The organism is Streptomyces sp. NPDC031132 (assembly GCF_055570595.1).
On the sequence record NZ_JBVIGX010000040.1, the window covers coordinates 22,720 to 35,208 of the forward strand.

General features: G+C 72.6%; 10 protein-coding genes. 4 read left to right on the forward strand and 6 right to left on the reverse strand.

Annotated elements, in window-relative coordinates; genetic code table 11:
* The first annotated feature begins 28 nt into the window (after nucleotides 1-28).
* Nucleotides 29-1,846, forward strand: coding sequence for an aspartate--tRNA ligase (aspS, locus tag ACZ49B_RS34060; protein ID WP_468313734.1), 1,818 nt, complete (start codon nucleotides 29-31; stop codon nucleotides 1,844-1,846).
* Nucleotides 1,847-1,930: 84 nt separating this feature from the next.
* Here the strand turns inward: aspS and ACZ49B_RS34065 are convergent, their stop codons facing one another.
* The gene (locus ACZ49B_RS34065; RefSeq protein WP_468313737.1) at nucleotides 1,931-3,517 is read right to left on the reverse strand and encodes a VWA domain-containing protein; all 1,587 of its coding nucleotides are present in this window, start codon (nucleotides 3,515-3,517) and stop codon (nucleotides 1,931-1,933) included.
* A gap of 293 nt (nucleotides 3,518-3,810) precedes the next feature.
* On the opposite strand from ACZ49B_RS34065, the gene ACZ49B_RS34070 reads away from it, so the two are divergent.
* Nucleotides 3,811-5,904: a PhoX family protein gene (locus ACZ49B_RS34070; RefSeq protein ID WP_468313739.1), complete on the forward strand. Its 2,094-nt coding sequence runs from the start codon at nucleotides 3,811-3,813 to the stop codon at nucleotides 5,902-5,904.
* Between the two features lie 115 nt (nucleotides 5,905-6,019).
* Here the strand turns inward: ACZ49B_RS34070 and ACZ49B_RS34075 are convergent, their stop codons facing one another.
* From ACZ49B_RS34075 to ACZ49B_RS34090, 4 genes are all read right to left on the reverse strand, one after another.
* Nucleotides 6,020-7,303: a sensor histidine kinase gene (locus tag ACZ49B_RS34075; RefSeq protein ID WP_468313741.1), complete on the reverse strand. Its 1,284-nt coding sequence runs from the start codon at nucleotides 7,301-7,303 to the stop codon at nucleotides 6,020-6,022.
* 24 nt (nucleotides 7,304-7,327) lie between these two features.
* Nucleotides 7,328-8,044, reverse strand: a complete 717-nt coding sequence (locus ACZ49B_RS34080; protein ID WP_468313744.1) for a hypothetical protein — start codon at nucleotides 8,042-8,044, stop codon at nucleotides 7,328-7,330.
* A gap of 93 nt (nucleotides 8,045-8,137) precedes the next feature.
* Nucleotides 8,138-10,135, reverse strand: coding sequence for an FUSC family protein (locus ACZ49B_RS34085; RefSeq protein WP_468313746.1), 1,998 nt, complete (start codon nucleotides 10,133-10,135; stop codon nucleotides 8,138-8,140).
* A gap of 109 nt (nucleotides 10,136-10,244) precedes the next feature.
* The gene (locus tag ACZ49B_RS34090) at nucleotides 10,245-11,072 is read right to left on the reverse strand and encodes a hypothetical protein (protein WP_468313749.1); all 828 of its coding nucleotides are present in this window, start codon (nucleotides 11,070-11,072) and stop codon (nucleotides 10,245-10,247) included.
* Nucleotides 11,073-11,211: 139 nt separating this feature from the next.
* On the opposite strand from ACZ49B_RS34090, the gene ACZ49B_RS34095 reads away from it, so the two are divergent.
* Both ACZ49B_RS34095 and ACZ49B_RS34100 read left to right on the forward strand, forming a co-directional pair.
* Nucleotides 11,212-11,424 (forward strand): Rrf2 family transcriptional regulator, encoded by a 213-nt coding sequence (locus tag ACZ49B_RS34095; RefSeq protein WP_468313751.1) that lies wholly within the window; start codon nucleotides 11,212-11,214, stop codon nucleotides 11,422-11,424.
* Between the two features lie 395 nt (nucleotides 11,425-11,819).
* A complete protein-coding gene (locus ACZ49B_RS34100) occupies nucleotides 11,820-12,224 on the forward strand; it encodes a hypothetical protein (RefSeq protein ID WP_468313753.1) in 405 nt (134 codons plus the stop codon).
* Nucleotides 12,225-12,287: 63 nt separating this feature from the next.
* Here the strand turns inward: ACZ49B_RS34100 and ACZ49B_RS34105 are convergent, their stop codons facing one another.
* Complete coding sequence (locus ACZ49B_RS34105; protein WP_468313756.1) at nucleotides 12,288-12,473, reverse strand: hypothetical protein; 186 nt, start codon at nucleotides 12,471-12,473, stop codon at nucleotides 12,288-12,290.
* Nucleotides 12,474-12,489: the final 16 nt, after the last annotated feature.

A 12,489-nucleotide genomic window follows, 5' to 3' on the forward strand; every position in this document is an offset into this window, starting at 1 on the left:
CCTGGTATCGCGAAGAACTGGATGACTGATGCATCGGTACAGGTCCCACACCTGCGGCGAGCTCCGCGCCTCTGACGTCAACGCCGACGTCCGGCTGAGCGGCTGGCTGCACAACCGTCGAGACCTGGGCGGCATCCTCTTCATCGATCTGCGCGACCACTACGGCATCACGCAGCTCGTCGCCCGCCCCGGCACCGCCGCGGCCGCCGTCCTGGACAAGCTCTCCAAGGAGACCGTCGTCCGCGTCGACGGCAAGGTCGTCTCGCGCGGCGCCGAGAACGTCAACGCCGACCTGCCCACCGGCGAGATCGAGATCGAGGCCGCCGAGGTCGAGGTGCTCGGCGCGGCCGCCCCGCTGCCCTTCACGATCAACACCGACGACGGTGTGAACGAGGAGCGGCGCCTGGAGTACCGCTTCCTCGACCTGCGCCGCGAGCGCATGCACCGCAACATCATGCTGCGCTCGGCCGTCATCGCGTCGATCCGCTCCAAGATGGTGGCCCTCGGCTTCAACGAGATGGCGACCCCGATCCTCACCGCGACCTCGCCCGAGGGCGCGCGTGACTTCGTCGTCCCGTCCCGCCTGAACCCGGGCAAGTTCTACGCCCTGCCGCAGGCCCCGCAGCAGTTCAAGCAGCTGCTGATGATCTCGGGCTTCGACCGGTACTTCCAGATCGCGCCGTGCTTCCGCGACGAGGACGCCCGCGCCGACCGCTCGCCGGGCGAGTTCTACCAGCTCGACGTCGAGATGTCGTTCGTCGAGCAGGAGGACGTCTTCCAGCCGATCGAGCGCCTGATGACCGAGCTCTTCACCGAGTTCGGCAACGGCCGCGAGGTCACCTCGCCGTTCCCGCGGATCCCGTTCCGCGAGTCGATGCTGAAGTACGGCAACGACAAGCCCGACCTGCGCGCCAAGCTGGAGCTCGTCGACATCACCGACGTCTTCGAGGGCTCGGAGTTCAAGGCGTTCGCCGGCAAGCACGTGCGTGCGCTGGCCGTCCCGGACACCGCCGCGCAGCCGCGCAAGTTCTTCGACGGCCTCGGCGAGTACGCGATCTCGCTGGGCGCCAAGGGCCTGGCGTGGGTCCGCGTGGGCGAGGACGGTTCGCTGACCGGCCCGATCGCCAAGTTCCTCACCGAGGAGAACGTCAAGGTCCTCACCGAGCGCCTGGGCCTGGTCCCCGGCCACGCCGTGTTCTTCGGCGCGGGCGAGTTCGACGAGGTCTCCAAGATCATGTCCGGCGTCCGCGTCGAGGCGGCCAAGCGCGCGGGCCAGTTCGAGGAGAACGTCTTCCGGTTCTGCTGGATCGTCGACTTCCCGATGTACGAGGCGGACGAGGAGACCGGCCGGATCGACTTCTCGCACAACCCCTTCTCCATGCCGCAGGGCGGGATGAAGGACCTCGAGGAGAAGGACCCGCTCGACATCCTGGCCTGGCAGTACGACATCGTCTGCAACGGCATCGAGCTGTCCTCCGGCGCCATCCGCAACCACGAGCCCGAGGTCATGCTCAAGGCCTTCGAGATCGCCGGTTACGAGGCCGAGACCGTCGAGCGCGAGTTCGCCGGCATGCTGCGTGCCTTCCGCCTCGGCGCCCCGCCGCACGGTGGCATCGCCCCGGGCGTGGACCGCATCGTGATGCTGCTCGCCGACGAGCCGAACATCCGCGAGACCATCGCCTTCCCGCTGAACGGCAACGCGCAGGACCTGATGATGGGCGCGCCCACCGTCCTCGAGGAGTCCCGCCTGCGCGAGCTGAACATCGCGCTCCGCAAGCCGGTGGAGACGAAGCCGGCGGAGGCCAAGCCGGTCTCCGAGGCCGTCCACCCGGACGCCGCGCGGTAACCGCCCGTACGTACGACGGAGGGCCCGGGATCCCATCGGATCCCGGGCCCTCCGTCGTACGTGGCCACCACCTGGCTACGGGGCTCAGAAGCTCTGGAGCAGGCCCTTGACCAGTGCGGTGGAGGTCAGCTCGGCCGGGGCGGGGCCGGCGTGGAAGAAGCCGGCGTTCTCGGCGTCCAGCTTGCGCAGGAAGTCGAAGGCCTTGGCGTCGTGGTCGCCGAAGGCGACGAACTGCCAGTGGACACCGGGCGCGGAGGCGGCGGCGTCGGCCAGGGCCTGCTTGGCGGGCCGGACGCTGTCCGGGGCACCGTCCGTCTGGAACACCACGAGGGCGGGGTGGTCGCCGCCGTCCTTCTGGTAGCGCTCGATGACCTGCTCCACGGCGCGGTGGTAGCTGGTGCGGCCCATGTGCCCGAGTTCGGCGTGGCGGGCCTCGACCCAGGCGCCGTCGTGGGCGTCGAGGGTCAGGTCGGCGGTGCCGTCCACGTCCGTGGAGAAGAACACGGTGTGCACGGTCGCCTCGTCGTCGAGGTGGGCGGCGAGGGCGAGGGCGTGGTCCGCGAGGTGCTGGGCGCTGCCGTCCTTGTAGAACGGCCGCATCGACCCGGACCGGTCCAGGACCAGGTACACCTTGGCCCGCGCACCGGCCTTGCCCTTGCCCCGGAGCACCTGACCGGCGGCCTTGTAGGCCCCGGCCACCCCGGGCGCCTGCCGCTTCACGACAGCCAGGGCATGGGCGGGCCCGTCCACGCCGACCTCGGCGACCGGCTCGGCCACGATGTCCTCGACGTCGGCCACCGGCTCGGCTACGACCTCGACCGCCGGCTCGGCCTCGGCTGCGACGACCTCGGGCTCGGGCTCGGCTGCGACGACCTCGGACTCGGGCTCGGGCTCGGCCACGGGGGTCTCGGCCTCGGCTGCGACGACCTCGACCTCGGGCTCGGCTGCGGGGGCTTCGGCCTCGGCCGCGACGACCTCGACCTCGGGCTCGGATGCGGCCGCGGGGGCTTCGGCCTCGGCCTCGGGCTGTACCTCGGCCACCGGCTCGGCGACGACCTCGACAACGGCCTCCGGCGCGGGCGCCTCTGCCTCGGCCGCCACCGGCTCGGCCACGGCCCCTTCGGTTGCCTCCGCGGCCGCAACGACCTCGGTGACGGCCTCTTCCGACTCGGGCTCGACGACCGGCTCCGCCTCGGGGGCCTCGGCCTCGGCTGCGACGGCTTCGGCCTCGGGGGCCTCGGCCTCGGGGGCCTCGCCCTCGGGCTGTACCTCGGCGACCGGCTCGGCGGTGACTTCCTCCGGCTCGGCCTCGGCCTCGACCTCGGCCTCGGCCACGACGGGCGCGGCCTCGGGCTCGGCTGCCGGCTCGGCGACCGGCTTCGCCGCAGCCGGGGGGTCCTGCTGAACCGACCCCGGCATGGGGCGGCGGGCCTCCGGGACCGTGGGGTCCGGCGCCGGGGCGGTGAGAAGGGTCCCCGGTTCGCGGTCCCGCGGAGCGGACTGCGGGGGAACCGTCGGATTGTCGAAGGACGCCGCGACCAGTTCGGCCGCCACGTCCAGGGGGGTGCGTTCCGCCTGGTTCGGGACGGCTGCCGAAGTGCCGTCCGTCGTCTCCGGAACCGCCTCGGCAGACCGTCCGAACACCTTGCGCAACAAGCTCCGAATACCCATGGGCCAGGCCTTTCGCATGAGTGCGTGCGTCATTTGTCCGTGCTGCGCGGTTGATCCCTGCCCAGAGTGGACACGTAAGGTTATCGGCCGCTTGGCTGGAACTTCGGCAGGGGCGCCCTTCGTGGCGCCCGGCCCGCCCAGCACACACCCCATCTTGCCGAACTCCCGCACCGACGTGCCCGGTTCACCGGGCGTTCATCCCGCCGCCGCCGCCTCGGCGCAACCCGCGCCTACCGTCACCGCTGGATTCGACCGACATGACGTCGGCGCCCGTGCATCTACGGAGGACATTCGTGCGCAAGCTTCTGCCGCTCATAGGCAACCCGCATGGGGGCGGCCGTTCCGCCCTCACCTGCCGCTACCGCTGTGGTGACGCCTGCTTCCACGAGGTGCCGAACAAGAGCGACAACGAGTACGTCGGCGACGTCATCGCCCGCGCCTACTCCCGCCGCTCGATGCTGCGCTCCGCCGCCGTCGTCACGGTCGCCACCGCTGCCGGTACCGCCGTCACCCTCAGCGGCAACGGCTCCTCGGCCACCGCCGCCCCGGCCGCCGACGCCCAGGGCGCCGGCGCGGACGCCGCCGGTGCCCGCGGCCTGCGCTTCAAGGCCGTCGCGCCGAACACCGACGACCGGGTCACCGTCCCCGAGGGCTACGAGCAGAACGTGGTCATCCGCTGGGGCGAGCCGATCGTCAAGGGTGCTCCGGGGTTCAACGCCGACAAGCAGACCGCCGCCGCCCAGGCCGGCCAGTTCGGCTACAACAACGACTTCCTCTCGCTGCTCCCGCTCGGCAGCGACTACGAGCGCCGGCAGCTCCTCGTGGCCAACCACGAGTACACCGACGAGATCCTCATGTTCAAGGGCTACGACCCGGCGAACCCGACCCGCGAGCAGGTCGAGATCGCCTGGGCCGCGCACGGTCTCGGCGTCGTCGTCGTCCAGGAGGACCACCGCAGCGGCAAGCTGACCGCGGTCAACCGCCACCAGCTCAACCGCCGCCTCACCGCGACCAGCGAGTTCAAGCTCACCGGCCCGGCCGCGGGCAGCGCCCTGGTGAAGACCTCCGTCGACGCGACCGGCACCAAGGTCCTCGGCACGCTCAACAACTGCTCCGGCGGCACCACCCCCTGGGGCACCACGCTGCACGGCGAGGAGAACTTCAACCAGTACTTCGCCAACGCCGGCCAGGTCACCGAGCCCGTCCAGGCCGCCCGCCTGAAGCGCTACGGCGTCACCACCGGCGCCACCGAGCGCAAGTGGGAGCGCTTCGACAAGCGCTTCGACGTGCTCCAGGAGCCCAACGAGTCGCACCGCTTCGGCTGGGTCGTCGAGCTCGACCCGTACGACCCGAACTCCACCCCGCGCAAGCGCACCGCGCTGGGCCGCTTCAAGCACGAGGGCGCCCAGCCCCGCCTGACCGAGGACGGCCGCCCGGTCGTCTACATGGGCGACGACGAGAAGTTCGACTACTTCTACAAGTTCGTCTCGTCGAAGCAGATGAAGAAGGGCAACTCGCGCGCGGCGAAGGAGCACAACCTCACGCTGCTCGACGAGGGCACCCTGTACGTCGCCAAGCTGACCGGTGACTCCCCGGCCGCGGAGATCGACGGCTCCGGCAAGCTCCCCTCCGACGGCCAGTTCGACGGCTCCGGCGTGTGGATCAAGCTCCTCACCTCCGCCCCCTCCGGCAACGTCTCGCACGTCGAGGGCATGACCGCCGAAGAGGTGGCCGTCTTCACGCGTGAGGCCGGAGACAAGGTGGGCGCGACCAAGATGGACCGCCCCGAGGACATCGAGCCCTCGCCGCGCACCGGCCGCGTGTACGTGGTCCTCACCAACAACAGCGACCGCGGCAAGGCCGGCAAGGCCGGTGCGGACGAGGCCAACCCGCGCAACCTGAACAAGCACGGCCAGATCCTGGAGCTCGCCGAGAACTTCGACGACCCGGCCGGTGACGGTTTCGCCTGGCGCCTGTTCCTGGTCGCCGGTGACCCGAAGGACCCGTCCACCTTCTTCGCCGGCTTCCCGAAGGAGAAGGTCAGCCCGATCTCCTGCCCGGACAACGTGACCTTCGACCCGCACGGCAACCTGTGGATCTCCACGGACGGCAACCAGCTCGGCTCGCACGACGGCCTGTTCGGTGTCGCCACCGCGGGTGAGCGCCGCGGTGAGCTGAAGCAGTTCCTGACCGTGCCCCGCGGCGCCGAGACCTGCGGCCCGCTGGTCCAGGACAAGCGCGTCCTCGTGTCCGTCCAGCACCCGGGCGAGATCGACGGTGCGTCCGTCGAGAAGCCCCAGTCGGTGTGGCCCGACGGCCCCGGCAAGATCGTCCGTCCGGCGGTCGTGTCCGTCTGGCGCAAGGACGGCAAGAACGTCGGCGTCTGATCCGGCCGGTGGGCAGGGTCAGTTGACCGGTTGAATCCACCCCGGGTGGGCGGTGTTTCTCCCCCAGCCACCGCTGGGAGGTGCCCCAGTGAAACACCGCCCACCCGGTGGCGTTTCAGTCGACATGTCCGTCTGTCAGGCGGCCCACGGGAAGCCTGAGCGTGGTCACCGCCCCGCCGTCGGGTGCGTTGGCGAAGCTCAGGGCGATCTCCAGGACCGCCGCCTGGCCGGCCGCGATCGTCAGGCCCAGCCCGTGGCCCCGGCCGCGGCCCGGGTCCCCGGTGCGGAACCGCTGCGGGCCCTCCTCGATCAGCTCGGGCGGGTAGCCGGGCCCGTGGTCGCGCACGACCACCACCGGGCCCTCGACGGTGACCTCGACCGGCGGCTCCCCGTGCTTGTCGGCGTTGACCAGCAGATTGGCCAGGATCCGGTCCAGCCGCCGCCGGTCGGTGAGCACCACCGCGTCCCGGACCACCCGTACCGAGGCCTCCAGACGGGTCGCCGTGACGGCCCGCTGCACCGCCTGCCCGAGCTCCACCCGGGCCAGGTCGGCCTGCTCGACGCCGGACTCCAGCCGAGAGATCTCCAGCAGGTCCTCGGTGAGCAGGTGCAGGGCCTTGAGCCGGTCGTTGATCATCTCTTTGGGGCGGCCGTCCGGCAGCAGGGCGGCCGCCGCCAGCGAGCCGGTGAGCGGGGTGCGCAGTTCGTGCGCGACGTCCGCGGTGAAGCGCTTCTCCGCCTCGATCCGCTTCTGGAGGGACGCGGCCATCGAGTCGAGCGCCTGCGCCACGTCCCCCACCTCGTCGCGGTGGCGCGGCCGACGCCGGCCGCTGCTGTCGTACGCGCCGTGCGGACCGTCCTCCTCGGCAGGGAACCCCACGCGTGCGTCCAGGTCGCCGGCGCTGATGCGGCGGGCCACGGCGGCCGTGGTCGTCAGCCGCCGGCTGATCCGGTGGGCGAGGAACACGCCGGCCAGCGCGACCACTCCGGCTGCGAGCGCCGACGAGGCGAGGATCGCGGTGTCGATGTCCCGCAGCCGGTGGCGGGTGCTCTCGTACGGGATCCAGATCGTGAGGGCCTTGCCGTCGGCGGGTGCGGCGGCCCACATGACGGGTACGTCGTCGTGCTCGCCGACCATGCTGCCGGTCAGGCCGCGTGCCACCAGTTTCCGCAGCGGCCCCGGCAGCCCGGGCGGGTCGAGGGCGAGGTTCACGTCACCGTGCGCGGTGCCGTACTGGTAGTGGGCGAGGGCGTGGTCCAGCTCCCGGTCCGCGTCCTTGCGCACCTCCCCGACGATCTGCCGGGCGACCACGTTGTGCACGAGGATCCCGAGCGCCGCCGCGACCGCGCAGCACACGGCCGCGATGGTCAGGGCGATCTTCCAGCGCAGGCTGCTCATGACCCGCATCGAGGCCCGGCCCCCTCAGACCCTGCTCGTCGAGCACGGGGCGCTGTCCTTCGTGCCGGCGCATTCGTCGAGGGTGAGCTGGGAGAGGTTCATGATCCCGGCCTTCGGGTCCCACACGTAGTCGGAGACGGAGACCTTGTCCGGGTTCGAGGTGGGCTCGCGGACCGCCAGGTGTTCGGCGGCCACCTCCACGCCCTCGAGCACTCCGCGCCGGGACAGGATCCGCGCGATCGACCCGTCGTCGCGGACGGTGTAGACGCGCAGTTCGCTGATCCGGCCGTCGACGTCCAGGGCGGTGATCAGCTCTTCCCGGCCGTTGCCCGTCACGTCGCGCAGGACCGCGGGCCGCACCGGGCAGTACGGACCGCCGTCCACAGCCTGTGTACACAGCTCGAGCCGCTGCACCGCCCGGGGGTCGACGAGGCGTCCGGTCCCGCCGTCCTCGGCGGTGGCGGCCGTGATGTCGGCCCGTACGACGTCCACCGCGTTCACGCCCCGCATGCTGAGGTTCGCGACCTTGGGCAGTCCCGGCACCACGGCGGCCTTGCCGGGCTGCTGGCCCGGGCCGGGCGGGTCCGGGTGGATGTTCTCCCACAGGGTCTCCGGGGCGTGCACCGTGCCCAGGTCGCCGTCGCTCTGCAAGCCCTCCACATCGGCGCACCCGGCCGTCGCCGCGAGGACGGCGGCGAGGACCGGGGCCGCTGCGCGGCCGCGCGGGAAGAGGCGCCTCATGCACCGATGCTCTCCCGCCCGGGCCGTGCGGGCCCGGCCCCGGGGCCATTCGGGCGACGGACCCGAGGCCGGGGCCCTGTGGACCGTCCGGCGTCAGTGGTCCGTGGAGGCGATCGCGCGGGCCGCCGCCACCTCGTGGCGCACCGGGGCCAGGACGGAGGACTCGTCCCCGGGCCGCGGGGCCGCGGGGCTCAGCTGGGCAGGGGTCCGGGCGCTGCGGACCCCCTCGGCGAGGGCGCGCAGGTCGGTGATGACGCTCGCCACCTCCTCGTCGCCGGGGGCCTGGGCGCCGTGGTTGACCCGGACCCGGGCGGCGGTGGTCGCGTCCACGATCCGCTCGACGGCGACGACCAGCGGCCACCAGGCGGCGGCCCGGGCCCCCGTCGGCGGTGGCTCGGTCAGAGCCCGCTGGAACTCGTTCCGTACGCCCGACATGTCGCGGTAGATCCGCCGCCGAGCCTGGAGCCGGGCGGTCCGGGCGGCCTGACGCCCGGCCTCCGTCTCCGGATGGCCCCCGAAGGCCCGCTCCACGTACCGGGCCGCATCGTCCACGGTGTCGGCGAGCCGGTCGCCGATGCGGGTGTGCCAGCTCTCGGGCCACAGCAGATAGCCGAAGACGAGGGCGATGGCGCATCCGATCAGGCTGTCCAGCAGCCGGGGCCTGATCAGGTCGAAGCCCTGGTGGTTGAGGAGGTCCGAGAGCAGGAGGATCACCGGGGTGATCGCGGCGGTCTGGAAGGCGTACCCCTTGACGGAGAACACGGGGATCAGCGCGGCGAGCACCACCATCACCGGCACGTCCCACCAGCCGCGCGGCACCTCGGCGAGCACGGCGGCGGCCACGACCAGCCCGGCCGCCGTTCCCAGGGCGCGCAGCAGGGCCCGGGAGAACACCGAGCCGAAGTCGGGCTTGAGGACGAAGGTGACGGTCAGCGCGATCCAGTAGGACCGCTCGACCGGCACCAGGGAGACCAGCGACTGGGCCAGCCCGATGCACAGGGCGAGGCGCAGCCCGTACCGCCAGGAGGTGCCGGACAGCATCATGTCGCGTACGGCCCGCCGGGCCCGGACCGTCAGCGCGGCGGGCCGGCCGAGCCGGTCGTCGACGTTGTGCAGGTCCGGGTCGGGCAGGTGCACGATGGCCGCCGCATGCCGCAGGGCCGCGTCGAGGGCCCGTTCGGCGGGGGTTTGCGGTGCGGGCAGCTTCAGTACGGGTTTTCCGGTGCGGCCTTGTTCCACGGCCCGTGCCAGGTCCCGTACGGCCGCCGGGATCTCGGGCGGCAGCGCTCTGCCGCGCAGGTGCATGGCGGGTGCCGCCTCGACCAGCGGGATCACGACGTTCAGCTGGGCCAGCATCCGTACGAGGGAGGGGCTGCGCCCGTGCACCCGGGCGCGGCGGCCCAGCACCAGGTCGTAGGCCTGGTTCAGGGCGTGTGTGACCTCCCGGCGGCGTTCGTCGTAGTCCGGTCCGCCCGCGGCTTCCAGGGCGTCGGCGAGGGCCTGGTAGGTGGCCGCCACGGCGGCGCGCTCCGGTTGCCGACCGCGCAGCGGCCAGCCCAGCAGGGTCAGCAGGAGGACGAACAGCCCGCCCGCGGCGAGCAGCAGCGGGGCCGTCCACCAGGGCCGGGGGAGCGGCAGGCCGGCGCCGACCACGGCGTTGAGGAGCAGCAGCAGTCCGGAGACGGAGGCGACCGTGCCGATCGAGGAGATCATCCCGGAGACGAGGGCGACCAGGGTGAGGGCGCCGACGGCGAGCCAGCCGTGGCCGAAGACCAGGGTGCCCAGGGCGACTCCGACCGCGCCGAAGAGCTGCGGCACGGCGATGTTGAGGATCCGCATCCGGTAGGCGTCGGCGGTGTCGCCGATGACCCCGGACAGGGCGCCCATCGAGACGAGGGCCCCGTACTCGGGCTCGTTCAGGGCGAAGCCGACGGCGAGTGGGGCGGCCATCGCGACGCCGGCGCGCGCGGCCGCGGCCCAGGGGATCGGGGCGGTGCTCGGCCGCAGTCCCTTGAGCAGCCAGGCGGGCGGAGCCAGCGGACGGTGCCGGGGTCGCCCGGACGGTATCTGTTCGGTGCGTTCGGTGCTCATTCAGCTTCCGTGCGGCCGCTCGTGAATCGGTTCTTCTGCGCTGTTCCGTGGTCTTGCGTTCTTCTTGCGTTCTTCTGGGGCGGTCTGCGTGCGTTGGTACCTTCCGAGCTTATGGGGTGCGGCGTAGTCGGCCCGTCAGCCAGGCGGCGAGAGCGGCGGCGAGCCCGATCGCCAGGATCACCCAGGCGGTGGTGCGCAGGAAGGCGGTGAGCGCGTCGTACACCGCCGCGGCGGCCGCCCGGTCGATGTCGGCCGGCAGATCGTCCAGCGTGAGCCGGCGGCAGACGGCCACCGCGATCCACAGCAGGACGGCGCCGACGGCGACCCCGAGACCGGTGGCGATCACGGCGCGGCGCCGGCGGACGGCGACGGCGATCGCCGCCGCGGCCAGCACCACGGTCAGCACGGGAAGCCAGATGCCGGCGATCTGCAGCATGCGGAAGCCCTTCCGGAGCGCGCCGAGGTTGTCGTACTCCATGACCTTCACCGATACGTGGGTCACGGGGATGCGGTCGGCGAACGGCACCCCGTCGGCGACGAGTTCCCCTTTGATCTGCCCGATGACGGGCGCGAGGTCGATGGTGACGGCATTGCCGTCGCCGGTGGTGAGTGCCTGGAGGAAGGCGGCGTGCGCGGCGCGGTTGGCCGCGTCCCAGGCCGTGCGGTAGGCGGGGGTGCCGGTGAAGGAGCGCAGGGCCTCGCCGAGCAGGGCGTCGACCCCGCCCTGGAAGGGGCCGGCGTCGATCTGCCCGGCGAGGGCGCGGCTCGCCTGGGTGACGACGACGCCCTGGACGGCCGCGTTCTCGGCCAGCGGGGACATGGCGGCGGTGTACCGGTCGGCGTTGCCCAGTTCGCGGTCGGCCCAGTACGCGACGGCGCCGGCGGGCACGAGGACGGTCACGAGGACGACGAGTACCGCCGAGAGGAAGGTGCGCACGTCACCAGGGAAAGCCGGGACGGTGCGCGGCGCGAGCGGTGCTGCTGCGGGCGGGTGGCGGGTGCCGAACGGGGGGTGGAGGGCGTTCAGGCGGGGGCCGGTGGGGTGCCGCGGCGCGTGGCGCCCTTGGGCGGGCACCGTGACCTCCACGTCCGGGCCCCGGGGAGGCTTCCGGCCGGCCCGCCCGCTCGCCGAGATCACGCTCATGGACGTGGTCGCCGCCGCCGAAGGCACCGAGGAGGCCTTCCGGTGCACGGAGATCCGGCAGCAGGGGCCGGGCGCCGCCCCGGTGGCGGACGACGGCCCCGCGTGCGCGATCGCGCACGCCATGACCCGGGCCGAACGGGCCTGACGCCAGGCCCTCGCCGCGGAAGACCTCGACGGGATCCGGCGCCGGGCCGAGCAGCAAGCACCACAGGCCGCGTCCCGGCTGCGCGCCTGGCTCGCGGCCGGGGACCGGCCCACCGCACGACCGACCGGCCAGGACGAGCGACGGCCGACCCACCCGGACAACTGACTCGGGAGCTCGGAATGACGCGCAGCATGACCAACCCGGCAGGACTCCACGACCCCACCGGCTTCGGCTACAGCCACATCGTCTCGGCCCCCGGCGAGCAGGTCTTCGACGTCGTGGCGGTACGCGGCAGCTGATCCCCCGATCCACCGATCCCCCGCTCGATCCACTGATCCACTTGCCGGTCGCGGGTGGCGGGTGTGCCCTGGATGATGGGAGAGAGGAGCCCTGTCATGGCACATGCGGCACCCACCGCCCAGAGGCGGCACTTGCAGGCGAGCGGCATGGACGAAGCGAGCAAGGGCCAGCTGACGCGGGCGCTGCTCCTCGGACTGGTCTACGGCGTCTGGGCGGCCTTCATGCAGCGCCAGACGGGACCGGTCGATGCGGGCAACGTCTTCTACGGAATCCTGTGCGGCGCCCTCTTCGCCGGCATCATGTTCGCCCTCGCCCGCGTCGGCCCCCGGCTGAAGCGGGAGGTGCACGCCGCGGCGTACGGCGTCTTCGCCGGCATCGCCGTGGGCTACCTGAACAGCCTCACCGACCACTCGGTCCTCCGCTCGAGCTGGATCGGCCTGATCACCGGCGTCGGTGTCGGGCTGGTGGCGTTCTACCGCTTCCACCAACGCGAGGCCTGAGCCGCAAGCCGCGGCAGGCGCCGGTCCCCGCACGGGAACCGGCGCCTGCCCGTATCCCGGGGCTCAGTCCTCGGGCGAGGAATCGGACCCGGTGGCGGAGGTGGCCACCGCGGCCACGGAGGCGGCGGGGGCAGCGGTGTCCTCGCCGGCGGCGGTTCCGCGGCCCGGCGGCTTCGGGGCCGGCGGGGTGTAGCGGGTGACCTCGGCGCGGAGCATGGCGTTCAGGGCGGCGTACGGGTCGATGGGCATGCCGGAAACCTCACGG

Coding starts and splice junctions, on each gene's coding strand:
- aspS (WP_468313734.1), top strand. CDS start 29: ATGCATCGGTACAGGTCCCACACCTGCGGCGAGCTCCGCGCCTCTGAC.
- ACZ49B_RS34065 (WP_468313737.1), bottom strand. CDS start 3,517: ATGGGTATTCGGAGCTTGTTGCGCAAGGTGTTCGGACGGTCTGCCGAG.
- ACZ49B_RS34075 (WP_468313741.1), bottom strand. CDS start 7,303: ATGAGCAGCCTGCGCTGGAAGATCGCCCTGACCATCGCGGCCGTGTGC.
- ACZ49B_RS34080 (WP_468313744.1), bottom strand. CDS start 8,044: ATGAGGCGCCTCTTCCCGCGCGGCCGCGCAGCGGCCCCGGTCCTCGCC.
- ACZ49B_RS34085 (WP_468313746.1), bottom strand. CDS start 10,135: ATGAGCACCGAACGCACCGAACAGATACCGTCCGGGCGACCCCGGCAC.
- ACZ49B_RS34100 (WP_468313753.1), top strand. CDS start 11,820: ATGGCACATGCGGCACCCACCGCCCAGAGGCGGCACTTGCAGGCGAGC.
- ACZ49B_RS34105 (WP_468313756.1), bottom strand. CDS start 12,473: ATGCCCATCGACCCGTACGCCGCCCTGAACGCCATGCTCCGCGCCGAG.